This is a genomic window from Proteus sp. MB838 (assembly GCF_054767435.1).
Map to the genome: position 1 here is coordinate 88,261 of NZ_BAABMO010000007.1, position 23,037 is coordinate 111,297.

General features: G+C 39.3%; 23 protein-coding genes. 17 read left to right on the forward strand and 6 right to left on the reverse strand.

From position 1 onward, the window contains the following. Positions 1–37 precede the first annotated feature (37 nt). From ACYUCW_RS04900 to ACYUCW_RS04935, 8 genes are all read left to right on the forward strand, one after another. Positions 38–472, forward strand: coding sequence for a hypothetical protein (locus ACYUCW_RS04900; RefSeq protein ID WP_004243824.1), 435 nt, complete (start codon positions 38–40; stop codon positions 470–472). Between the two features lie 72 nt (positions 473–544). Further along, positions 545–1,507 carry a cytoskeleton protein RodZ gene (gene rodZ, locus ACYUCW_RS04905; protein WP_004243822.1) on the forward strand — a complete coding sequence of 321 codons (963 nt, stop codon included), beginning with the start codon at positions 545–547 and terminating at the stop codon, positions 1,505–1,507. Positions 1,508–1,554: 47 nt separating this feature from the next. Further along, positions 1,555–2,676, forward strand: a complete 1,122-nt coding sequence (gene ispG / locus ACYUCW_RS04910; RefSeq protein WP_049197548.1) for a flavodoxin-dependent (E)-4-hydroxy-3-methylbut-2-enyl-diphosphate synthase — start codon at positions 1,555–1,557, stop codon at positions 2,674–2,676. A 122-nt stretch (positions 2,677–2,798) separates the two neighbouring features. Then, a complete protein-coding gene (gene hisS / locus ACYUCW_RS04915) occupies positions 2,799–4,082 on the forward strand; it encodes a histidine--tRNA ligase (RefSeq protein WP_004243819.1) in 1,284 nt (427 codons plus the stop codon). 10 nt (positions 4,083–4,092) lie between these two features. Continuing rightward, positions 4,093–4,713, forward strand: coding sequence for a YfgM family protein (locus ACYUCW_RS04920; RefSeq protein ID WP_004243818.1), 621 nt, complete (start codon positions 4,093–4,095; stop codon positions 4,711–4,713). A 14-nt stretch (positions 4,714–4,727) separates the two neighbouring features. Beyond that, positions 4,728–5,900, forward strand: coding sequence for an outer membrane protein assembly factor BamB (gene bamB, locus ACYUCW_RS04925; RefSeq protein WP_004243816.1), 1,173 nt, complete (start codon positions 4,728–4,730; stop codon positions 5,898–5,900). A gap of 119 nt (positions 5,901–6,019) precedes the next feature. After that, on the forward strand, positions 6,020–7,510 hold the full coding sequence (gene der, locus ACYUCW_RS04930) for a ribosome biogenesis GTPase Der (RefSeq protein ID WP_004248431.1): 1,491 nt from the start codon (positions 6,020–6,022) through the stop codon (positions 7,508–7,510). A gap of 199 nt (positions 7,511–7,709) precedes the next feature. Beyond that, positions 7,710–8,069, forward strand: a complete 360-nt coding sequence (locus tag ACYUCW_RS04935; RefSeq protein ID WP_004248430.1) for a hypothetical protein — start codon at positions 7,710–7,712, stop codon at positions 8,067–8,069. Between the two features lie 79 nt (positions 8,070–8,148). Here ACYUCW_RS04935 and hemF read toward each other — a convergent pair whose 3' ends face one another. Then, complete coding sequence (gene hemF / locus ACYUCW_RS04940) at positions 8,149–9,057, reverse strand: oxygen-dependent coproporphyrinogen oxidase (protein WP_163748139.1); 909 nt, start codon at positions 9,055–9,057, stop codon at positions 8,149–8,151. Positions 9,058–9,190: 133 nt separating this feature from the next. Between hemF and ACYUCW_RS04945 the strand changes: the two genes are divergently transcribed. The 8 genes from ACYUCW_RS04945 (at position 9,191) to cysM (ending at position 16,711) form a co-directional block, all read left to right on the forward strand. After that, on the forward strand, positions 9,191–9,628 hold the full coding sequence (locus ACYUCW_RS04945) for a GNAT family acetyltransferase (protein ID WP_004243811.1): 438 nt from the start codon (positions 9,191–9,193) through the stop codon (positions 9,626–9,628). A 293-nt stretch (positions 9,629–9,921) separates the two neighbouring features. After that, the gene (locus ACYUCW_RS04950; RefSeq protein WP_004248428.1) at positions 9,922–10,512 is read left to right on the forward strand and encodes an RpoE-regulated lipoprotein; all 591 of its coding nucleotides are present in this window, start codon (positions 9,922–9,924) and stop codon (positions 10,510–10,512) included. Between the two features lie 148 nt (positions 10,513–10,660). Beyond that, positions 10,661–11,557: a Dyp-type peroxidase gene (locus ACYUCW_RS04955; protein WP_460408247.1), complete on the forward strand. Its 897-nt coding sequence runs from the start codon at positions 10,661–10,663 to the stop codon at positions 11,555–11,557. Positions 11,558–11,808: 251 nt separating this feature from the next. Continuing rightward, positions 11,809–12,840 carry a thiosulfate ABC transporter substrate-binding protein CysP gene (gene cysP, locus ACYUCW_RS04960; protein ID WP_004248426.1) on the forward strand — a complete coding sequence of 344 codons (1,032 nt, stop codon included), beginning with the start codon at positions 11,809–11,811 and terminating at the stop codon, positions 12,838–12,840. Continuing rightward, complete coding sequence (cysT, locus tag ACYUCW_RS04965) at positions 12,840–13,673, forward strand: sulfate/thiosulfate ABC transporter permease CysT (RefSeq protein WP_460408248.1); 834 nt, start codon at positions 12,840–12,842, stop codon at positions 13,671–13,673. The genes cysP and cysT overlap by 1 nt, the downstream gene beginning before the upstream one ends. Then, the gene (gene cysW, locus ACYUCW_RS04970) at positions 13,673–14,515 is read left to right on the forward strand and encodes a sulfate/thiosulfate ABC transporter permease CysW (RefSeq protein WP_004243804.1); all 843 of its coding nucleotides are present in this window, start codon (positions 13,673–13,675) and stop codon (positions 14,513–14,515) included. Before cysT ends, cysW begins: the two co-directional genes overlap by 1 nt. 19 nt (positions 14,516–14,534) lie before the next feature. Next, positions 14,535–15,623, forward strand: coding sequence for a sulfate/thiosulfate ABC transporter ATP-binding protein CysA (gene cysA / locus ACYUCW_RS04975; protein WP_004248424.1), 1,089 nt, complete (start codon positions 14,535–14,537; stop codon positions 15,621–15,623). A gap of 206 nt (positions 15,624–15,829) precedes the next feature. Continuing rightward, positions 15,830–16,711 carry a cysteine synthase CysM gene (cysM, locus tag ACYUCW_RS04980; protein WP_017827101.1) on the forward strand — a complete coding sequence of 294 codons (882 nt, stop codon included), beginning with the start codon at positions 15,830–15,832 and terminating at the stop codon, positions 16,709–16,711. Positions 16,712–16,801: 90 nt separating this feature from the next. Here cysM and crr read toward each other — a convergent pair whose 3' ends face one another. The 5 genes from crr to cysZ form a co-directional block, all read right to left on the reverse strand. Continuing rightward, the gene (crr, locus tag ACYUCW_RS04985) at positions 16,802–17,311 is read right to left on the reverse strand and encodes a PTS glucose transporter subunit IIA (RefSeq protein ID WP_004243800.1); all 510 of its coding nucleotides are present in this window, start codon (positions 17,309–17,311) and stop codon (positions 16,802–16,804) included. Positions 17,312–17,360: 49 nt separating this feature from the next. Next, positions 17,361–19,088, reverse strand: coding sequence for a phosphoenolpyruvate-protein phosphotransferase PtsI (gene ptsI, locus ACYUCW_RS04990; RefSeq protein ID WP_004243799.1), 1,728 nt, complete (start codon positions 19,086–19,088; stop codon positions 17,361–17,363). 143 nt (positions 19,089–19,231) lie between these two features. After that, positions 19,232–19,489: a phosphocarrier protein Hpr gene (gene ptsH / locus ACYUCW_RS04995; RefSeq protein ID WP_004243798.1), complete on the reverse strand. Its 258-nt coding sequence runs from the start codon at positions 19,487–19,489 to the stop codon at positions 19,232–19,234. Between the two features lie 330 nt (positions 19,490–19,819). Beyond that, positions 19,820–20,773, reverse strand: a complete 954-nt coding sequence (gene cysK / locus ACYUCW_RS05000) for a cysteine synthase A (protein ID WP_460408249.1) — start codon at positions 20,771–20,773, stop codon at positions 19,820–19,822. A gap of 148 nt (positions 20,774–20,921) precedes the next feature. Beyond that, entirely contained in the window at positions 20,922–21,692 is a 771-nt protein-coding gene (gene cysZ / locus ACYUCW_RS05005; RefSeq protein WP_460408250.1) for a sulfate transporter CysZ, read from the reverse strand. Between the two features lie 225 nt (positions 21,693–21,917). Between cysZ and zipA the strand changes: the two genes are divergently transcribed. Then, entirely contained in the window at positions 21,918–22,970 is a 1,053-nt protein-coding gene (gene zipA, locus ACYUCW_RS05010) for a cell division protein ZipA (protein ID WP_460408252.1), read from the forward strand. Positions 22,971–23,037 lie beyond the last annotated feature (67 nt).

The window sequence follows — 23,037 nt, forward strand, 5'->3', positions numbered from 1 at the left end:
AGAGTTGCAAGAATGGATTAATTTAAGGAAGATAACGATGATAAGGATGTCATCAAAGGTTGTTGCTATCTGCTTGGTGTTATTGACAATAGGCTGCCAATCAACAGCAAATAAAAAACATGTTGCAGTGCCTCTTCGTCTTCAATTAGGGGAAGCTTATCTGGCTGAGCAACAATATCAGATAGCCCAATATCATTTTCAAAAAGTGCTGTCAGTGATGCCTGAGCATCCTGAAGCAAATTTAGGAATGGCATTAACATCCCAGTTATTGGGAAATCCTATTCAGGCGCTAGATTATTACAAATTAGCGATGAAGTCGAAGCCAGTAAATGTTAATGTATTAAGGTTTTATGGTAATTTCCTTTGTGAACAAAATTTATTAAACAACAATAATGTGTTAATTGAGGATATACCGTCAGATTATTTGGTTTGTCAGCATGCTGAATACCAAAAATCACCAAATTCGCGATGAGGACGTTAAAAACTGTATTTTCTCGTGTTCATCAATGTTAAACATCCAATAGCCACAGTGCCTAGATTGCTAATGAATACTGAAAACAAAACCGAAGAAGTGAAATTAACAGCGGGTCAACTTTTACGTCAGGCACGTGAAAAAGCGGGGCTAACTCAGCAGACTGTTGCTGATCGACTTTGTTTGAAGTTAACAACAGTATGTGAAATTGAAGCTGATACTATCTCTTCTGGTATTGCACCGACATTTTTACGTGGTTATATGCGCTCTTATGCAAAACTTGTCGGTGTTCCTGAAAGCGCAATTCTAGGTCTAATTGATCAACAAGCCCCAATAAAACAAGTCAAAGTCACAACAACACAAAATTACTCATTGGGTAAGCGCCATAAAAAGCGTGAAGGCTGGTTGATGAAATTGACTTGGGTTATTGTAATAGCAATGATAGCTTTAGTCGGTTTATGGTGGTGGCAGGGGCATCAAGCCGATCAACAAGAATTAGTCTCTATGGCTTCGCAAGACATAGGACAAAATAGTCCGCAAGAAAACACCAATACGATAGAATCTCCTTTATCAACCTTAGATAATAATAGCCCATCATCTGAGGGTGAAAATGTACAAGTGCCTGCTTCTCCATTAGTAGATAATCAGGCTAATAAGGTTGCCGAGCCATCAGTAACAGATGCCACACCTGAGGCAGAAGTTAAAACAGTTCCATTACCGGTGTCACCATTAACCACATCAACGACTTCTCGTGCTGATTCTGCTGAAGGCAATTCAACACCCGCACCAATTGTGGAAAATCAACTGGTCTTGATGTTTGATGGTGAATGCTGGTTAGAAATTCGTAATGCTCAAAATAAAGTTTTATTTAATGGTATTAAGAAAGCCGGTGACCGTTTGGAATTTAATGGTGAGCAACCTTATAAACTAAAAATAGGCGCACCTTCTGTTACTCGTTTACAGTTTAATGGTGAAGCTGTTGACTTAAGCCGTTTTACTGGAAAAATAGCAAAAATAACAGTACCGAGCGCTTAATCTGACTATACATTTGAGCAAGCATGGAAGCATGGGAGAATTAATCAATGCATAAAGAATCACCTATTATTCGTCGTAAATCGACGCGAATTTATGTTGGTAATGTACCTATTGGCGATGGGGCTCCTATCGCGGTACAGTCGATGACGAACACACGAACAACAGACGTTGAAGCGACTGTAAACCAGATTAAGTCTCTGGAACGTGTTGGGGTGGATATTGTACGTGTTTCTGTACCAACTATGGATGCGGCTGAAGCATTCAAACTGATTAAGCAACAAGTGAAAGTGCCTTTGGTCGCTGATATTCATTTTGATTATCGTATTGCACTTAAAGTTGCTGAATATGGTGTCGATTGTTTACGTATTAATCCTGGTAATATTGGTAATGAAGAGCGTATTCGTCAAGTTGTCGATTGTGCCCGGGATCGTAATATTCCCATTCGTATTGGTGTGAATGGGGGGTCACTAGAGAAAGATATTCAAGAAAAGTATGGTGAGCCAACCCCTGAAGCGCTAGTTGAATCGGCTATGCGCCACGTTGATATCTTAGATAAATTGAACTTTGATCAGTTTAAAATCAGTGTAAAAGCTTCTGACGTTTTCCTTGCTGTTGATTCTTATCGTTTATTAGCGAAAAAAATTGATCAGCCTTTACATTTAGGGATCACAGAAGCTGGTGGTGCAAGAGCTGGATCAGTGAAATCAGCTATTGGCCTTGGGATACTTCTATCAGAAGGTATCGGTGATACTTTACGTATCTCTTTAGCCGCAGATCCGGTTGAAGAAGTAAAAGTTGGCTTTGATATCTTAAAATCATTACGTATTCGCTCTCGTGGTATCAATTTTATTGCTTGTCCAACATGCTCTCGTCAAGAGTTTGATGTTATTGGTACAGTTAATGAATTAGAACAACGTCTTGAAGATATCATTACACCAATGGATGTTTCTATTATTGGCTGTGTGGTTAATGGTCCTGGTGAAGCGGAGGTTTCTACACTAGGTGTAACCGGAGCTAAAACACGCAGTGGTTTTTATGAAGACGGTGTAAGACAGAAAGAGCGTCTTGATAATAGTAATATGATTGATTTATTAGAGGCGAAAATCCGTACAAAAGCGGCAATGCTTGACGGCAACCTCCGAATTAATATAAATCAATTGGATAAATAACACGCAATTAACAGGCTCATTAACTAATGAGCCTGTATTACTATTGATTTCACATTGAATACTGATTGTTTTCGCTTCTATAATCAGTTTATTGATCAATTAATAACTATTAGAGAAAAAAAGTGGCACAAAAAATCCAAGCCATTCGTGGTATGAATGACTACCTACCTGCTGATACGCGGGTATGGCAGAAAATCGAAAATACGCTAAAACAAATTTTAGCCGGTTATGGTTTTAGTGAAATTAGAACACCTATCGTAGAGCATACCCCTCTATTTCAGCGAGCAATTGGTGAAGTGACCGATGTTGTTGAAAAAGAAATGTATACTTTTACCGATCGAGGTGAAGACGCACAAAGCTTAACCTTACGTCCTGAAAATACCGCAGGTTGTGTCCGCGCAGGAATTGAACATGGTTTACTTTATAACCAAGAGCAACGCTTATGGTATTTAGGGCCAATGTTCCGTTATGAACGCCCTCAAAAAGGTCGTTATCGCCAATTTCACCAATTAGGTGCAGAAGTATTTGGCCTACAAGGGCCTGATATTGATGCTGAACTGATTATGTTAACGGCACGCTGGTGGAAGGCTTTAGGTATTGCAGAGCACGTGACTTTAGAACTGAACTCTATTGGTTCACTCGAAGCGCGGGCAAAATACCGTGAAGCATTAGTCGCATTTTTAGAGCAACACGTTGATCAATTAGATGAAGATTGCAAACGTCGTATGTATTCTAACCCATTACGTGTTTTAGACTCTAAAAATCCTGAAATTCAGACTTTATTGAATGATGCGCCTGAACTTTTCGATTATCTTGATGACGAATCAAGAGAACACTTTGATGGTTTATGTGCATTACTTGATGCTGTAGGTATTACTTATCGTGTTAATCAGCGTTTAGTCCGAGGCTTAGATTATTATAACCGTACTGTTTTTGAATGGGTAACCAGTGCATTAGGTTCACAAGGAACGGTATGTGCGGGTGGTCGCTATGATGGATTAGTGAAACAATTAGGTGGACACCCAACGCCTGCGGTCGGTTTTGCCATGGGGATGGAGCGCATGATCTTATTAGTTCAAGCGGTTAATCCTGAGTTTGTTGCTGATACTCATGTCGCTGATGTTTACCTTGCGTCTTTTGGTGATAATAGCCAAAGTGCAGCATTAATGCTGGCAGAAGAAATCCGTGATCAATTACCTACATTGCGCTTAATGACCAATCACGGTAAAGGCAATTTTAAAAAGCAATTAGGACGTGCTGATAAACATGGTGCTAAAATCGCGTTAATTTTAGGTGAAGATGAAATTAACGCTGGCACAGTAGCCGTGAAAGATTTACGTTCAGGTGAACAGACCATTGTATCGCGTAGCGAACTGGCCCAACAATTGACGCTGTTATTAGGTTAAGGAGAGACTTGTGGAAGTTTATAGCACCGAAAACGAACAAGTTGATGCAATTAAACAGTTTTTAAAAAATTATGGTTTAACGATCATTCTCGCTATTGTCATTGGCGTGGGTGGAATTTGGGGTTGGAAATATTGGCAATCACATCAAGCCAACCGTCTACAAGAAAGTGCGGGTGAATTTGCAACAATAAATGAAGCATTAACGAAACCAACGCCTGAAAATATCGCATTAGCCGAAAAATTTGTTTCTGAAACTAACGATATTTATGGTGCTTTAGCCTCTTTAGAGTTAGCTCAATTAGCGATTGATGCCAACGATTTAGCCAAAGGTGAAACACACCTTACTAAAGCAATATCTATGGTAAAGAATGAAGCATTTGCAGATATGCTTAACCTTCGCTTAGCACGTGTGCAACTGGCATTAGATAAAACTGATGCTGCGTTAATTTCATTAGAGCAAGTGAAAAGTAAAGCATGGGATGGAATGAAAAATTATATCCGTGGTGATGTATTAGCGAAAAAAGGCGATAACGCAGGTGCAGCCGCCGCTTATCGTAATGCATTGAATGATGAAAATGCAGGCGCTATTCGTTCATTGGTTGAACTTAAACTCAATAATTTATCCAATTAAAGGGATCTTCAGACATGCAACTGCGTAAAACTCTCCTGATCGGTCTACTAGCATCAGCATTATTAGCTGGGTGTTCTAGTGAGCAGGATAATGTGACAATGTCTCCATTGCCTGAGGTGCAGAGCCAATTTACCCCTTATGTGGTGTGGGACAAATCGGTTGGCAATGGTATTGGAAAATACTATTCCCACTTGTCACCAGCATGGGATGGTTCAGTTGTGTATGTCGCTGATCGCCATGGGGTAGTTAAAGCATTAGAATTAGAAACGGGTAAAGAGATTTGGTCTCAAGATCTCTCAACTAAAAAAGGTTTCTTCTCCTCTAATGAATCAGCATTACTTTCCGGTGGTTTAACCGTCTCTGGTACTCGTGTTTTTGTCGGCACAGAAAAAGCAAAAGTGTATGCTTTAAATACAGATGATGGCTCTATTGATTGGGAGACAGATGTTGCCGGAGAAGCGATTTCCAAACCTGTTGTTAGTGATGGTTTAGTGCTTATTCATACCAGTAACGGTATGTTGCAAGGGCTTGATTTGCTGACAGGTGAAGTATCATGGACTGTCAACTTAGATACACCATCATTATCCGTACGTGGTGAATCAGCACCTGCTGTTGCTTATGGTGCAGCGATTGTGGGCGCTGATAATGGCCGTGTTAGTGCGGTGGTGTTATCTCAAGGGCAATTAGTTTGGCAGCAAAATATTTCACAAGTGAAAGGCTCTACTGAGATCAGTCGCTTAAATGATGTCGATATTACGCCAATTATTGATGAAAATACTGTTTATGCCATGGCTTACAACGGTAATTTAGTCAGTCTAGATATGCGTTCAGGGCAGATCATCTGGAAACGTGATTTAGGTTCAGTTAATGACATGGTACTTTTGGGTGACAATCTATACCTTGTTGACCAAAATGACCGAGTTTTAGCTGTGCGCAAATCTGATGGTGTGACATTATGGACACAAGAAGACCTACTGCACCGTAATTTAACCGCACCGGCTATCGTTGATGGTTATTTAGTGGTGGGAGATGCAGAAGGCTATCTCCATTGGATTGATACCAGTACAGGCAAATTTATTGCTCAAAATAAAGTAAATAGCTCAGGTTTATTAAGCCGTCCACAGGCTGTTCAAGATAAACTGATGATCCAAGCACGTGACGGTAAACTTTATCTATATCGTCGGTAATTAAGCACTGACAAATATAATTATTTTACGGCTCCTTTAAAGGAGCCGTTTCGTCTTTTTAGTATTTACATGTAAAATACCATCAGATTTATGATTGTATTTTTATGAGGCATCAAAAAATGATACCCGTTATTGCCTTAGTAGGGCGCCCTAATGTGGGAAAATCCACATTATTTAACCGACTAACACGCACAAGAGACGCATTAGTTGCGGATTTTCCTGGACTTACCCGTGACCGTAAATATGGTCGTGCAGAATTAGACGGTGAAGAGTTTATTATCATTGATACTGGTGGTATTGATGGTGCAGAAGAGGGTGTAGAAACCCATATGGCATCACAATCACTGCAAGCCATTCAAGAAGCCGATATTGTGCTATTTTTAGTCGATGCGCGAGCAGGATTAATGCCAGCCGACCAAGGTATTGCTAAACACTTGCGTGGTGTTGAGAAAAAAACCTATTTAGTGGCGAATAAAACAGATGGTATCGATATTGATACCGCTTTGGCTGATTTCTACTCTTTAGGATTAGGGGAAATATTCCCTATTGCTGCCTCACATGGTCGTGGTGTTTCTCAACTGATTGAGCAAGCGTTGTTACCTATTGTGGGTAAAGTCGTCGAAGAAGAGAAAGAATTAACAGAAGAAGAAGAGAATGCCGCTTATTGGGCTGCTTTAGAAGCAGAGCAGAAAGAGCAAGAAGAAGAGGAAGAAGAGGATGATTTCGATCCGACAACACTTCCTGTTAAATTAGCTATTGTAGGCCGCCCTAATGTAGGTAAATCAACTCTGACTAACCGTATGTTAGGTGAAGAGCGTGTTGTAGTTTACGATATGCCAGGCACTACTCGTGATAGTATTTACATACCGATGGAGCGTGATGGTAAGGAGTATATCCTTATTGATACCGCTGGCGTTCGTAAACGCGGAAAAGTAAAAGAAACGGTAGAAAAATTCTCAGTGATCAAAACATTACAAGCGATTGAAGATTGTAATGTTGCACTACTTGTTATTGATGCTCGTGAGGGTATTTCAGATCAAGATCTCTCTTTATTAGGTTATATTCTTAATTCTGGACGCTCTTTAGTTATTGCTGTCAATAAATGGGATGGTATGACCCAAGAAGATCGCGAACAAGTTAAAGATATGCTTGATCTCAAATTAGGTTTTGTTGATTTTGCCCGCGTTCATTTTATCTCGGCATTACATGGTAGTGGTGTTGGTAATCTGTTTGAGTCGATTCAAGAAGCCTATACTTGCGCGACACGTCGTGTTGGTACATCAATGTTGACGCGTATAATGAAGATGGCAGAGGATGATCACCAACCCCCTCTTATTCGTGGACGCCGTGTAAAAATGAAATATGCCCATGCTGGGGGATATAATCCACCTGTCGTGGTTATTCATGGTAACCAAGTGTCTGATCTACCTGATAGCTATAAACGCTATTTAATGAATTATTTCCGTCGCACACTACAAGTGATGGGAACTCCTATCCGTATTCAATTTAAAGAAGGGGAAAACCCTTATGCGGATAAGAAAAATAAATTAACAGCTTCGCAAATACGTAAACGTAAGCGTTTAATGGCTCATTTAAAGAAATCAAAATAAATTAAATAGCCAGTTAAATGTAGAATAAAAACTGAGTTCGTTTCACCGGACTCAGTTTTTTATTAATTATTGATGAATTCTTCATACTTTCATAAAAGAAACCGAAACAATTTAAGCAAAAATTAAGTATTTTTTTCAAAAAACAGTTAAATTGTAACTGATTACTATTCGTATTAATGAGTTTTTTACTTTGAAAAAAATGACTATGGGTTTTGCTATTTTTTTACTTTCTGGCTGTGCTACGCCAGAAAAATGGCAAGTAAATATGAAAAATCCCACACCTTTAGATATCGCTAAAAATCTATGCATGCAAGAAGCAAAACAACGCTACCCCGAGCATTATTTGAGTTCAACGCCAAATTATAGCTATCCTTCTTCTTCAACGATAACAATAGATGGTAAAGAAGTTACTATTCCTAATTCAAATTATCATTCCTATTCTCGTTATGATGCCAATGAATCAGAGCGTAAACAGTATTTTGATATTTGTATGAGAGGAGAGGGGTGGGAAAATAAAAATAAAGTGACTGGATTACTCGCCTTTTTATTTAATGACTAATTAATAAAGCAGTAATTTTTACCAAACTAAAGCCAATTATAATAAATAAATGGCTTTAGTTTTAATACATCAGTAACTGCTATACCCACTCTTTGTGAATTAAAAAATCAGTATACAGCTTAGCTTCGGGAGTATTAGGTTCAGGGCGATAATCATATGCAAAGCGAACTAATGGTGGCATTGACATTAAAATGGATTCAGTACGTCCGCCACTTTGTAAACCAAATAGCGTGCCTCTATCCCAAACCAAATTAAACTCGACATAACGGCCACGGCGATAAAGTTGGAATTGGCGTTCACGTTCTCCCCAGGGTATAGATTTGCGTTTTCCGACAATCGGCAAGTAGGCATCCAGATAACCCTGCCCGACACGTTGTACAAATTCAAAACAGTGATCGAAATCAGGAGTATTTAAGTCATCAAAAAATAGACCACCAACACCACGCGGTTCGTTACGATGTTTTAAATAAAAATAGTCATCACACCATTTTTTATATCGAGCATAATAATCTTGGCTAAAGGGATCACACACAGATTTAGCCACTTTATGCCAATGGATAACATCTTCTTCAAATCCATAATAAGGTGTTAAGTCAAAGCCTCCACCAAACCACCATGCAGGATCTTCTCCCTCTTTTTCAGCAATAAAAAAACGAACATTTGCATGTGAAGTAGGAATATAGGGATTAAGAGGGTGAATAACTAATGAAACGCCCATTGCTTGAAAACGACGACCGCTTAATTCAGGGCGATGAGCCGTGGCTGATGCAGGTAAGGCATCTCCATAAACATGGGAAAAATTAACACCCGCTTGTTCAAAAATAGCACCTTGGGTGAGCACTCGAGTACGACCACCACCGCCAGCTTCTCTTTGCCAATTATCTTGCTGAAAGGTTGCTTTTTGGTCTATATTTTCAATAGCATGGCAAATACTATCTTGCAACGACAAAAAAAATGATTGCACACGATGAATATCAGGTAAACTCATAATAACCTACAGTTTTTATCATATTTATTAAAAATGGAACGCGATATGACCTATGCTCTCATTTTGAAGTTGATTGATAAAGTAAACAAGGGATAATAAATTTAGTAACTTGTGAAAGATAACAGGCAAAACAATGGAAATACGTGTATTCCGTCAAGATGATTTTGAGGCAATCATTACACTTTGGGAACGTTGCGACTTGATCTCACCAGAAAATGATCCTGAAATTGATATTGAACGAAAGATTAACCACTCCCCCGATCTCTTTTTAATCGCAGAGGTTGCTGGCGAAATAGTCGGTAGTGTAATGGGAGGCTATGATGGTCATCGTGGCTCGCTTTACTATTTGGGCGTTCATCCTGAGTTTCGCGGTAGAGGAATTGCCAATGCACTAATCTCTCGGCTAGAGAAAAAACTCATTGCAAAAGGGTGTCCACAAATTACTTTAATGATCCCCGAAGAGAACGATGCCACTATTTGTATGTTTGAAAAGCTTCTCTATGAAGATCAAAATCAAGAAAATACGGCTTACACTAAACGCCTAATTATCGATCAGGACTTCGATCTTTAATTCTTCGCTAAATCCTCTTTTATTGACTGTTAAGATAATTTTAATCGGTTAATAGAGAGGATTTCTTTTTTTGTACTTTCTTTCCTATCATGATGTTGCCTCGATAAAAAAGAACTTAACCTTGCTTATTTACTGGATAAAATCTGATATTGTCGATTTAAGGGAACAAACTTGGCTGAGTTATGGTCGTAACTAGTCTGAAGTATTCAGTTATTTTAGTTTAACGCGAGTAAAAACTTGTTGCCTTAGCATCAATTGAATTTATAACGAAAAAGTGAAATGGAGTATTTATAATGCCTAAATTTTGGTTACCCTTGTGTTTAAGCACAAGTGTCTTGCTATTAAGTGGCTGTTCATCCATGGGGGGGATGTCTTTTTCTGCACTTAATCCAATGAATTGGTTCTCAAATGAGACGTTAACGGTTTCTGCAAATGGATTAGGTAATATCACTGCTTCAACGGCAGTGACAGAGCAAGCGATCGAAAAAGAGCTGGGTAGCCGTTTCCATTACCGACAAGGAATGGAAATGCAACAAGGCAATATTATGGTTATTGTGCAAGCACTTGAAGATGAAAAAGTACAAGTGGCTTTTTATGGCCAAGAAAAGAGCACAGTAGATAAAATCACGGTATCTGATCCTAATGCGAAAACAGCGTGGGGAACGACAATAGGTACACCATTTAAAGATATTTATAAAAAAGCATTTGGTATGTGCAGTAACGGGCCGAAAGTCGATAAACAAAAAACCATTCAATGCCAATCAGAACAAGCAAAATCAGTGAGCTATGTTTTTGCTGGGCAATGGGATGGCCCTGATGGTCTAATGCCACCCGATGAAACATTAGCAAATTGGCAGGTAACACAAATTGTTTGGCAAAAATAGGTTATTTTTAAGTGTTATTAATAAAATAATTTTATATTTACCTTTTCTGCTAACAAAAATTTGTTAAATAGCAAAGCCTAAAAATAAATGTTGGATATAATAAACCACATTAATTTATATGTTTTTTATTATTTATTAGGGAAGCAATATGTCTCATGCACAAAGCGGTATTTTAGTCGCACATAGTAAATTCGGTCTATTTATTGAAGCAATGGCGGTGGGGGAAATTGATCAACTACGTCAAGGCTGCCAACAATTTATGCAATCCCTTAGCGAATTACAAAAACAGTATCCTGATGCTTCATTAGGTGCCGTAGTAGCTTTTGGTTCAGATCTTTGGAAAAAATTATCAGATAATAATAGTGCGCCAGAGTTAAAGCCATTTCGTCCATTAGGTAAAGGGTTAGCTCCTGCGACTCAGCGCGATATGCTTATCCATATCCAATCCATGCGTCATGATGTGAATTTCTCATTAGCGCAAGCTGCAATAGCTGCTTTTGGTAACGTGCTCCAAATAGAAGAAGAGATCCACGGTTTCCGCTGGATTGAAGAGCGTGATCTTAGTGGTTTTATTGACGGCTCAGAAAATCCAGTTGGTGACGAGCGCTATGGTGTTGCTTTAATTAATGAAGGTATTGATGCTGGTGGTAGCTATGTTTTAGTTCAACGCTATGAGCATAACCTAAAAAAATGGGCGCGTTTTAGTGAATCAGATCAAGAAAAAATGATTGGTCGTACTAAAAAAGAGAGCATTGAGTTGGATGAATCAGAACGCAATATTACCTCTCATGTATCCCGTGTTGCTATTGAAGAAAATGGTGAAGAGTTAGCGATTTTGCGTCATAGCTTACCTTATGGAACTGCTAGTGGTAAACATGGTCTCTATTTCTTAGCTTACTGTGGTCGTTTATATAATATTGAACAGCAATTACTCAGTATGTTTGGTGAAGTTGATGGTAAATACGATGATTTACTGCGTATGAGTAAACCTGTGACAGGTAGCTACTATTTCGCTCCTTCTTATGAAGTATTAGCCGCTCTGTAAGTCTTAGCGTTACACTACTATTTTGCCACGCCAGTATCATTTACTATGCTGGCGTTTTTATTTTGACGAGGTCGTTTCTCGATATCTCAATGTTGAATTATTTTCAGTTAAATCATTATGATGCTTATTTATTTGGGCAATCTCACTCTTTATCCATTTATAATAGCTATTAGTTATATCAAATAACAAAAGCTAACTACACTGTTATAAATAAAGCCGATAGAGTAACCATTAGAATAAGACTTACGCTGATGGGTACTATAATGAAGAACAAAACGATCCGAACTTTTGCATTACAGGCAACCGTTGCATTGTCTTTGGTTGCGAGTAGTTATGCAAATGCAGCTCAATTACTTAATAGCTCTTACGATATTGCTCGCGAGTTATTTACACAGCTTAATAGTGATTTTAAAACCCAATGGGATGCTCAACATCCTGATGACAAAGTCACTATCAAACAGTCCCATGCTGGCTCTTCTAAACAAGCATTAGCCATATTACAAGGTTTACCTGCGGATGTTGTCACTTATAACCAGGTGACGGATGTACAAATTTTGCATGATAAAGGCAAGCTTATTCCTGCTGATTGGCAACAACGTCTACCTAATAATAGCTCACCTTATTATTCCACAATGGCCTATTTGGTTCGTAAAGGAAATCCTAAAAATATCACTTCTTGGCAAGATTTGACCCGTGAAGATGTCAAAGTGGTTTTCCCTAACCCAAAAACATCAGGTAACGGTCGTTATACCTATTTAGCCGCATGGGGAGCGTTTGAAAAAGCTTATGGAAATGAAGCGCAAACCCGTGATGCTATGACAAAGTTACTTAAAAATGTTGCGGTATTTGATACCGGGGGACGGGGGGCAACGACCTCATTTATTGAACGTGGACTTGGTGATGTTTTAATTAGTTTTGAGTCTGAAGTAAATAATATTCGCCAGCAATATGGTGAAGATGATTATCAAGTTATTGTCCCTCCTGTAGATATTTTAGCGGAGTTTCCTGTGGCATGGATTGATAAAAATGTGCAACGCAATAAAACAGAAAACCTCGCCAAAGCTTACCTAAATTATTTATATAGCCCGAGAGCGCAGGAGATCATCACACAATTTAACTATCGCGTAAATGATAAAGCGGTGATGGCCAAAAAAGCAGATCAATTTCCAGCGACTTCATTATTTACCATTGAAGATGTGTTTGGTGATTGGAACCAAGTGATGAAAACGCATTTTGCTACAGATGGCACGCTAGATAAATTATTATTAGAAGGACGCCAATAATGTTTGCCACAGCCAGCAAGCGAGTATTACCCGGATTTGGGCTTAGTTTAGGTAGTACGCTTTTTTATACTTGTTTGATCTTATTACTACCTATGAGTGCGCTGGTTGTGCAGTTATCTGAAATGAGTTGGGCACAATATTGGGCGGTGATAACCCACCCTCAAATTGTGGCAGCGTATAAAGTCACTTTGTTGTCAGCCGGTGTTGCAAGTATTTTTAATGCTATTTTTGGCATGTTATTAGCGTGGATCATTACGCGCTATCGTTTCCCCGGCAGAAAATTTCTTGATGGATTAATGGATTTACCTTTTGCCTTACCTACAGCGGTAGCGGGATTGACCTTAGCAACGTTGTTTTCTACACAAGGATGGTATGGCTTGGTGTTAGATACGTTTGATATCAAGGTGATCAATACATGGATTGGTATTGCTGTGGCGATGTCTTTTACTAGTTTGCCGTTTGTGGTCAGAACGGTGCAACCTGTTTTAGAAGAGTTAGGCCCTGAATATGAAGAAGCGGCTGAAACATTAGGGGCAAACCGTTGGCAAACGTTCCGTAAAGTTGTGTTACCTGAATTGTCTCCGGCGTTATTAGCCGGTACTGCGCTCTCTTTTACGCGTAGTTTAGGGGAATTTGGTGCTGTTATTTTTATTGCTGGCAATATTGCATGGCAGACCGAAGTGGTTTCTTTGATGATATTTATTCGATTACAGGAGTTTGATTATCCTGCAGCCAGCGCGGTCGCTTCTGTTATTTTATTGGTTTCATTAGTCTTACTGTTTTCAATTAATGGATTACAAAGCCGCTTTGGCAAGCGATTAAGGGGGCGCTAATGTCGGATATAGCGCAACAACGCTCTCTTTATCGTCGCCAAATTGATTGGGTAAAATGGGGATTGATCCTTACAGGCGTTGTGTTATCCATTTTATTTTTAGTGGTGCCTATTGCGTGGATCTTTATGACTGCGTTTTCAAAAGGCATAGAAATATTTACCGACAACTTGCTAGATAGCGATATGTTACATGCTGTTTGGCTTACGCTACTTATCGCTTTAATTACTGTACCGATAAATATGTTGTTTGGTATTAGTATGGCATGGCTTGTTACGCGTTTTCGTTTTCCGGGGCGTCAGTGGTTAATGACGCTGATTGATATCCCATTTGCGGTATCCCCTGTCGTTGCGGGACTGCTCTATCTACTTTTTTATGGTAGCAATGGTTGGGCAGGGCAGTGGTTGGAACAATTCGATATTCAGTTAATGTTCTCTTGGCCCGGTATGGTATTAGTGACGGTATTTGTCACTTGTCCTTTTGTCGTGAGAGAGCTTGTCCCAGTGATGATGAGCCAAGGAAGCCAAGAGGATGAAGCTGCTGTGTTATTAGGTGCCAGTAGTTGGAAAATGTTTTGGCGAGTGACATTACCTAATATTCGTTGGGCATTGCTCTACGGTGTGGTTTTAACAAATGCACGTGCTATAGGGGAATTTGGTGCCGTCTCTGTTGTCTCGGGGGCTATTCGTGGTGAAACCTATTCACTGCCTTTACAGGTCGAACTTTTGCACCAAGACTACAACACTGTGGGGGCTTTTACGGCAGCAGCATTACTTGCCATGATGGCAATTATTACATTAATGGTTAAAAGTGCGTTGCAATGGCATTTAGAACGTCAGCAATAACGCAAAACAGGGGCAAAATATGAGTATTGAAATTAATCATGTCACAAAATATTTTGATCGCACTGAAGTGTTGCATGACGTGAATTTAACGGTCAATTCCGGTGAGATGATGGCGCTATTGGGGCCATCAGGCTCAGGTAAAACTACTCTATTACGTATCATTGCAGGACTTGAGCATCAAACGGAAGGTAAAATCTGTTTTGCAGGGCAAGATGTCAGTCGTTTACATGCCCGCGAGCGCAAAGTTGGGTTTGTTTTCCAACACTATGCACTGTTTCGCCATATGACGGTATTTGAAAATATTGCCTTTGGCTTAAGCGTATTACCACGTCGCGAACGTCCTAACAAAGCCGCGATTGATAAAAAAGTCACGCAATTATTAGAGATGATCCAACTGCCTCATTTAGCACAGCGTTATCCTGCACAACTTTCAGGAGGGCAAAAACAGCGCGTAGCTTTAGCGAGAGCATTGGCTGTAGAGCCGCAAATTTTATTACTCGATGAGCCTTTCGGTGCGTTAGATGCCAAAGTGAGAACTGAATTACGCAGTTGGTTACGGGAATTACATAGTGAGCTTAAATTTACCAGTGTTTTTGTCACCCATGATCAACAAGAAGCAATGGAAGTCGCTGATCGCATCGTTATTATGGGAAATGGCAAAATCGAACAAGTGGGTACACCGCAACAAGTTTGGCATACGCCTGAAAGTCGCTTTGTTTTAGAATTTCTCGGAGATGTTAATCATCTCCAAGGTGAAATTAATGGTGCGCAATTACAAATTGCTGGCTATCACTTACCTTTATCGGTTACGCCGCTCTATCAAGGCAAAGTTGATGTTTTTTTGCGTCCTTGGGAAATTTCACTTAGCCCGCATAGTGATAGCTTATGTAAACTTCCCGTCAAAGTAATAGAAGTGACTCCTAAAGGACACTATTGGCAATTGGTTTTACAGCCTATTGAGTGGGGAAATACGCCAATTAGCGCAGTATGGAATGATATGACATCAATACCCCATAAAGGTGATATTTACTATATGGGCGGTGCAAAAGCGCGGTTATATGCACAAGATCGTCCCTTAACAACAGTTTCACTGGCATACACAGCTTAAAAAAATAGCATTATTCTTTTATTACAGTTAATGACTGCCCATGCAGATTTTTTTGCATGGGTATTTTGGCTATTGAGTAAAACTAACTATACAGGCTATAACACGAAAAAGAATAAAATCTATTAAAAAATGTTAATTTTATTGCGTTAATAAGTTAAATATGATTTCTTCATTAATACAAACAAATAAATGATCAGGGATTTATTGTGGCAGGCTTAGAACAATTTATTGGTAATACACCATTGGTCAAATTACAACGACTTTCACAAGGATTAGATGCAGAAATATGGGTTAAGCTTGAAGGCAATAATCCGGCGGGTTCTGTGAAAGATAGAGCCGCGTTATCGATGATTGAGCAAGCTGAATTACGCGGTGAAATTAAACCTGGCGATACATTAATTGAGGCAACCAGTGGTAATACAGGGATTGCTTTAGCGATGATAGCGGCAGTAAAAGGTTATCGACTAAAATTATTAATGCCAGAAAATATGAGTAAAGAGCGTCAAGCATCCATGCAAGCGTATGGCGCCGAGCTTATTTTGGTTAGCCGCGAAATTGGTATGGAAGGGGCGAGAGATTTAGCGCAAGAAATGGAGCGTAAAGGTGAAGGCAAGGTATTAGATCAGTTTAATAACCCCGATAACCCTCGAGCGCATTTTACTTCAACTGGCCCTGAAATTTGGCAACAGACTCAAGGGCGTATTACCCATTTTGTTTCTAGCATGGGAACAACAGGTACGATAACTGGGGTGGGGAGTTACCTAAAAACACAATCGGACACAGTAAAAATTGTCGGTTTACAACCGGAAGAAAAAAGTCAAATTCCGGGTATTCGTCGTTGGTCTCCAGCCTATTTACCCGGTATTTTTCGAAAAGAGTTGGTTGATAGTGTTATAGATATGTTCCAAACAGAAGCAGAACAAACCATGCGCCTATTAGCGAGTAAAGAAGGTATATTCTGTGGCGTTAGTTCTGGGGGAGCCGTAGCTGGTGCAATACGCGTTGCTAAAGAGAACCCAGGGGCTGTGATTGTGGCGATTATTTGTGATAGAGGCGATCGCTATTTATCAACTGGGGTGTTTGGTTGAGTTTTCTGCCCTCGTTAAAGCTCATTCGCTTGCATATAAAAACCGCCACAGAGGAAATGTGGCGGTTTAAAAGTGAGAACAGATTAAAAATTATTTTTTGATCTGCATTACAACGGTTTCACCAACAGTTACTGGGCCTGTCATTTTAGTTAAACCTTGGATTTCATCCATATTAGAAATCACAACCGGTGTTAATACCGATTTTGCTTTTTCTTCTAAAACAGCTAAATCAAATTCTAAAACAGTATCACCGACTTTAACTTGTTGACCTTCTTCAGCGATACGTTTAAATCCTTCACCTTTTAGTTCAACTGTGTCGATACCGAAGTGGACAAATAATTCGATACCGTTGTCAGACTCAATAGAGAAAGCATGGTTAGTCTCGAAAATTTTACCGATAGTACCATCAACTGGTGCAACAATTTTATGACCAGCAGGTTTGATAGCAATACCGTCACCTACAATTTTTTCAGCGAAAACAACATCAGGAACATCTTCGATATTGACGATTTCACCAGAAAGTGGTGCAACAATATCAATCGTGCCACTGCCTTTCTTTTCCTCTGAAACCAGTGATTTTAATTTATCAAACAGACCCATGAATCTTCTCCTAATTATTTTAGTTGGGACCGGGCTCTGGCTAACGTTATTAGCACAGTGTTTTTTCTTTAGTAAAAGTTTCTACTAAGTCCATTAATTCCTTTGCAGTCGGCTGAGCAAGTGCTTGCTCTGCCAGTGCTTTTGCATCATCAAAATTGGCGTTACGAATAATTTTTTTGATGCGAGGAATTGATATAGCACTCATACTAAACTCATCTAATCCCATGCCCAGAAGCAACATTGTTGCCCGTTCATCCCCGGCAAGCTCACCACACATTCCAGTCCATTTACCTTCAGCGTGTGATGCATCAATCACCTGTTTAATCAGATTAAGTACAGCAGGTGACATTGGATTATATAGATGAGATATCAGCTCATTTCCACGGTCTACAGCCAGAGTATATTGTGTTAGATCGTTAGTCCCAATACTGAAAAAGTCAACTTCTTTTGCCATATGGCGAGCCATAACAGCCGCTGCTGGCGTTTCAACCATAACACCGACTTCGATAGATTCATCAAAAGGCTTATTTTCTTCACGAAGCTGGCTTTTCAGTATTTCAAGTTCCGCTTTCAATGCTCGGATCTCTTCAACAGAGATAATCATTGGAAACATAATACGTAGTTTACCAAAAGCAGACGCTCTTAAGATAGCACGTAATTGTGGATGAAGGATCTCTTTGCGGTCAAGACAAATACGAATTGCGCGCCAACCTAAGAATGGATTCTCTTCTTTCGGTAAATTCATGTAAGGTAAGTCTTTATCGCCACCAATATCCATAGTACGGATAATGACCGCAGGACTGCCTACCGCTTCAGCCACTGCTTTATAAGCTTGGAATTGCTCTTCTTCTGTTGGTAAGGAATCTCTATCCATAAATAGGAATTCAGTACGATAGAGTCCAACACCTTCCGCACCATTACGCTCAGCACCTGCGACATCACGTACAGTACCTATATTAGCGCAAACTTCAACTTGATGCCCATCAAGGGTAATTGCTGGTAAATCTTTTAGTTTTGCCAGCTCTTCTTTTTCATGTAGGTACTCTTCTTTGATAGCCTTTAATGCTTCGAGCTCTTCATCAGAAGGATTAATAATGATTTTATTGTTAATCGCATCAAGAACCAGATAATCTTCTTTTTTAATGGTTTCTGTTGCATTAGATGTGCCAACAATCGCTGGGATCTCTAAAGAGCGTGCCATGATAGAGGTGTGCGATGTTCTGCCCCCTAAGTCAGTGATAAAGCCTAACACATTGTCTAAGCTAAGCTGCGCTGTTTCTGATGGCGTTAAATCTGTAGCAACTAAAATCACTTTTTCAGAAATAGCACTTAAATCGATAATTGGCATCTCTAAGATATTACGCATTAAGCGCTTACCAATATCACGAACGTCAGCCGCACGCTCTTTTAAGTACTCATCATCTAAGGCTTCTAATGCGGTTGCCTGATCTTCAATAACAGATTGAACCGCTGCTTCTGCGGTTTTCTTGTCACTTTTGATGAGGGATATGATCTCTTGTTCGAGTTCCTCATCTTCTAATAACATAATATGGCCTTCAAAAATCTCAGCTTTATCGGCACCAAGATTTTTTTCAGCACGGGCTTTAATGATTTCTAGTTGTTGCGCTGATTTATTACGACCATCTTTAAAACGTTCGATTTGGGTGTCAACTTCGTCACTTTGGATTTTACGTTGGCTAATAATAATAGGTTCTTCTTTAAGTAGAAGAGCTTGACCAAATGCGATACCCGGTGAAGCTAAAATTCCTGAAATCATAATTTATCCTACGACTTGCTGGTGATAATTTTAAAAAAATAGGATCAAGAGACACTGCTGTTTTAAAATCATCGAGTTATAAATTCCCCTGAGCGATTTTCAGGGGAAAATAGGACGTTAATGAATAGCGAAAGGTAACTGGATTACTCTAACTCAGCCATTAACTTAACTAAATGTTCTACTGCTTGTTTTTCATCTTCGCCTTCAGCAGAAATAGTGACTACAGTACCTTGGGTTAATCCTAAAGTTTGTAATTTGAATAAGCTCTTCGCGCTGGCTGATTTACCACCAGAAATAAGACTAATATCAGAAGAGAAAGTTTTAGCCTCTTTTACTAACTGTGCTGCAGGACGAGTATGTAAGCCGTTTGGTGCTGTAATAGTAACTTCTTGCTGGTACATAGGATTTTTTCCTTTTATAACTCAATTATTCACATTAAGTCAGGACTTAGTAAGTGTAGATGAAATTGTCCTGCTTTGCGTAGCAATATCAGATAATATAAGCCATGTTACGTTATCCGATAAAAATAGTCCCCAGAAATTGAAAGCAGTGCTGTTTTTATCACTTGCCTATTTTCTGATTAATTTCGACCTTCGAAATAATTACTTGATTAAATACTAAACTCGACAGAATAAATCACCTATCTGGATAACAAAGTTTGATCTCTACCACAAAAAAAGCACCCTGAAGGTGCTTTTTTAATAAATATTTTACATTTTAGGTGACGCGATTTAGCTGTCAGAGATATCAGCAAAAAGTGGGGTGCTGAGATAACGTTCACCTGAAGAAGGTAAAATCACTACGATTTCCTTATTAGCAAATTCTGGCTCTTTAGCTAATTTCACTGCAGCCGCAATTGCCGCACCGGATGAAATACCCGCTAAAATACCTTCTTTGGTCATAACGTCACGAGCTGTTTCAAATGCTTCTTCGTTAGTAATTTGGATCACGCGATCTAATAGTGATAACTCTAAGTTTTCAGGGATAAAACCTGCACCAATACCTTGGATTTTATGTGGACCAGGCTTAATTTCTTCACCTGCTAATGCTTGGCTAATAACAGGAGAATCTTTAGGTTCTACCGCAACCATGGTGACAGCTTTACCTTGAGTATTTTTCAAATAGTGACCAATACCCGTGATGGTACCACCCGTTCCGACACCTGCGATAACTACATCAACTTTGCCATCAGTGTCATTCCAAATTTCAGGGCCTGTGGTTTTCTCATGAATTTCTGGGTTTGCTGGATTACTAAATTGTTGTAGTAGAAGGTAACGGCTAGGATCGCTATCACGAATTTCGTTCGCTTTATCAATCGCTCCCTTCATACCTTTAGCGCCCTCAGTTAACACAAGGTTAGCACCTAATGCTTTTAATAATTTACGGCGCTCAATACTCATGGTATCAGGCATAGTCAGTGTCAGCTTATAGCCACGTGCAGCAGCTACATAAGCCAAGGCAATCCCAGTATTACCACTGGTTGGCTCAACTAGCTCTACGCCGGGTTTCAGGATACCTTTTTTTTCTGCATCCCAAATCATATTTGCACCGATACGGCATTTTACACTAAAGCTTGGATTACGAGATTCTACTTTAGCTAAGATATTGCCATTACCGAAATGTTTTAAACGAACTAGGGGGGTATGGCCAATAGTTTGCGAGTTATCTTCGAAAATTTTGCTCATTTTTATCCTCGGTACATGATTTTTTATAAGGTCAGATGAAATTACCATACGCCATCAAGCAAAAGATGGAAATAAGCTTTATGAATATCCTTATAACTTTTTTTACTTTTTATTCCAAAAGATTCTAATCACAATGAAACCAGTGGTATTACCACTGGCCTGCTTGTACATGTTGATGACGATATCGATCACACCACATGGCAGTGGCACCACAAATTGCAACCGGCATAATGACTAGGTTTAAGATTGGGATTATAGTGAAGATATTAATTACCATACCAAATTGTAAATTGTTCCATTTGTCTTTTTTCAGCGTTGATTTCATATTGGCGAAAGAGACTTTATGGTTATCGAATGGAAAGTCGTTATATTGGATTGCCATCATCCAAGCACCAAATATAAACCAAAGAATTGGGGCGATAGTTTGTCCAACAACGGGAACAAAATAGAGCAATAACAATACAATGGCTCTTGGCAAATAATAAACGACCTTGATGATTTCTCGTTTTAAAATACGTGGAATATCTTTTGTAATACCTAATAAGCCGGTATCCGGAGGATTAATACCCGTTATTTGGCCTTCTAATTTTTCCGCTAATAATCCATTAAAAGGCGAAGCGATAATATTGGCTATGGTGCTAAAGAAATAGGTAAAGACCAGCAAAATAAAAATAACTGACAGTGGCCAGATAACATAGCTTAACCACTGTAGCCAATCAGGGACTTTTTCCATCATCCAATTGACCATTTCACCAATCTGGCCATATAACCACCAAAAGGCACTACCGAGAATAATAATATTGGCAAGTAAGGGTAAAATAACAAAACGTTTTAGACCCGGGCGAGTAATTAATCGCCACCCAAGTGCAAAATAGTGAAATCCATTTAAATTTTTGGTCGATTCTGTCAAATTTGTCATACTTCCTATTCTCTCCTATAAGGGCAAGCTAGTATCATATAGAGAGATAATCAGCCTTACTAGTGATAAATTGTCTAAAAAATGCGCATAAGGTATTGAAGAGTGTATCTTTGTGACAAGAAAATTAAGTATTGGCTTGCACTTATAAGCATTGGCAAATACTCTTAGTAAAAGTAATATTCGCCATTGTGGCTATTAAACCTCAAGACAACAGAGATAGAAATGATGCAGCAAAATTTGCGTCTGATATTAATCGTTGTTGGTGCGATTTTAATCATAGCTTTGTTATTACACGGCTTATGGATTGGTCGAAAAGAGCGTTCTAAGCTTTTCCGTAATCGCCCAGTAAAACGTCAGAAACAGAATTATCAGTCAGATGAGAACGATGATGAACCCCAGTATACTGAGGCAAATCATCAGATGTCGTCTTTAACTTCAACGCAGGAGGCTCAAAGTGTGCCACCGGTTAAATCGGAGCCAACACTTGCGCCACAATCCTCAGTTGCAGATAAAGATCCACTTATGTCTGGAACACCAGCACAGGGACATTCTAACGATACTTCATTACAACGAGAGCCTAGTCTTGGTGTTTTTGATGTTATTGAACAAAATAATGACTCTGCGCCTCAGCAAAAACAACCGATACCCGAGGTAGAGGTAAACCATGCTGATGTAAAAGAAGGTGATATTAGTGAGACAAAACTTGCCGATGTAGAGCCGATACCAGAATCGTCGAACTCTGTTGCTAGTGATGAAATACATACCACTGATACAGATAGGCCATTGGATGCTGAAACCTCATCTGATGTGAAACAAGCTGAGCAAGCTTTATCTGGATCAGAAGAGCCAAAAGCAGAGGAAGAGCTGGTATTAGTATTAAATGTCAGCGCTCATCATGGTCAAATGCTTGACGGTGAGGTGTTAATGCAGAGCATTATTCAAGCGGGTTTCCAGTTTGGTGCGATGAATATTTTCCATCGACATCTTAACCCGACGGGTAATGGCCCTGTATTGTTTAGTCTTGCCAATATGGTAAAACCGGGTACTTTCAATATTGATACGATGGCTGAATTAACCACGCCTGGCGTATCCATGTTTATGATGGTGCCATCTTATGGTGATGCTAATCAAAACTTTAAATTGATGTTGCAAGCAGCTCAGCGTATTGCCTCTAATGTGGGCGGTGTTGTGCTTGATGAAGAGCGCAAACTGTTAACACCACAAAAAATTGAACTTTATAAATCTAGAATTCGTAGAACACTAGATTTACATCAATAGTCTTTTTATCAAAAGCTCGCTTGCGGTGCTAGGTTGGATAGATTTAAAGAAATCAGGAAAATTAATG

Excerpts from the sequence above, each read along its gene's own strand:
- ACYUCW_RS04900 (WP_004243824.1), top strand. The coding sequence starts at position 38 with ATGATAAGGATGTCATCAAAGGTTGTTGCTATCTGCTTGGTGTTATTG.
- rodZ (WP_004243822.1), top strand. The coding sequence starts at position 545 with ATGAATACTGAAAACAAAACCGAAGAAGTGAAATTAACAGCGGGTCAA.
- ispG (WP_049197548.1), top strand. The coding sequence starts at position 1,555 with ATGCATAAAGAATCACCTATTATTCGTCGTAAATCGACGCGAATTTAT.
- bamB (WP_004243816.1), top strand. The coding sequence starts at position 4,728 with ATGCAACTGCGTAAAACTCTCCTGATCGGTCTACTAGCATCAGCATTA.
- der (WP_004248431.1), top strand. The coding sequence starts at position 6,020 with ATGATACCCGTTATTGCCTTAGTAGGGCGCCCTAATGTGGGAAAATCC.
- ACYUCW_RS04935 (WP_004248430.1), top strand. The coding sequence starts at position 7,710 with ATGACTATGGGTTTTGCTATTTTTTTACTTTCTGGCTGTGCTACGCCA.
- hemF (WP_163748139.1), bottom strand. The coding sequence starts at position 9,057 with ATGAGTTTACCTGATATTCATCGTGTGCAATCATTTTTTTTGTCGTTG.
- ACYUCW_RS04945 (WP_004243811.1), top strand. The coding sequence starts at position 9,191 with ATGGAAATACGTGTATTCCGTCAAGATGATTTTGAGGCAATCATTACA.
- ACYUCW_RS04950 (WP_004248428.1), top strand. The coding sequence starts at position 9,922 with ATGCCTAAATTTTGGTTACCCTTGTGTTTAAGCACAAGTGTCTTGCTA.
- ACYUCW_RS04955 (WP_460408247.1), top strand. The coding sequence starts at position 10,661 with ATGTCTCATGCACAAAGCGGTATTTTAGTCGCACATAGTAAATTCGGT.
- cysP (WP_004248426.1), top strand. The coding sequence starts at position 11,809 with ATGGGTACTATAATGAAGAACAAAACGATCCGAACTTTTGCATTACAG.
- cysT (WP_460408248.1), top strand. The coding sequence starts at position 12,840 with ATGTTTGCCACAGCCAGCAAGCGAGTATTACCCGGATTTGGGCTTAGT.
- cysW (WP_004243804.1), top strand. The coding sequence starts at position 13,673 with ATGTCGGATATAGCGCAACAACGCTCTCTTTATCGTCGCCAAATTGAT.
- cysA (WP_004248424.1), top strand. The coding sequence starts at position 14,535 with ATGAGTATTGAAATTAATCATGTCACAAAATATTTTGATCGCACTGAA.
- crr (WP_004243800.1), bottom strand. The coding sequence starts at position 17,311 with ATGGGTCTGTTTGATAAATTAAAATCACTGGTTTCAGAGGAAAAGAAA.
- ptsI (WP_004243799.1), bottom strand. The coding sequence starts at position 19,088 with ATGATTTCAGGAATTTTAGCTTCACCGGGTATCGCATTTGGTCAAGCT.
- ptsH (WP_004243798.1), bottom strand. The coding sequence starts at position 19,489 with ATGTACCAGCAAGAAGTTACTATTACAGCACCAAACGGCTTACATACT.
- cysK (WP_460408249.1), bottom strand. The coding sequence starts at position 20,773 with ATGAGCAAAATTTTCGAAGATAACTCGCAAACTATTGGCCATACCCCC.
- cysZ (WP_460408250.1), bottom strand. The coding sequence starts at position 21,692 with ATGACAAATTTGACAGAATCGACCAAAAATTTAAATGGATTTCACTAT.
- zipA (WP_460408252.1), top strand. The coding sequence starts at position 21,918 with ATGCAGCAAAATTTGCGTCTGATATTAATCGTTGTTGGTGCGATTTTA.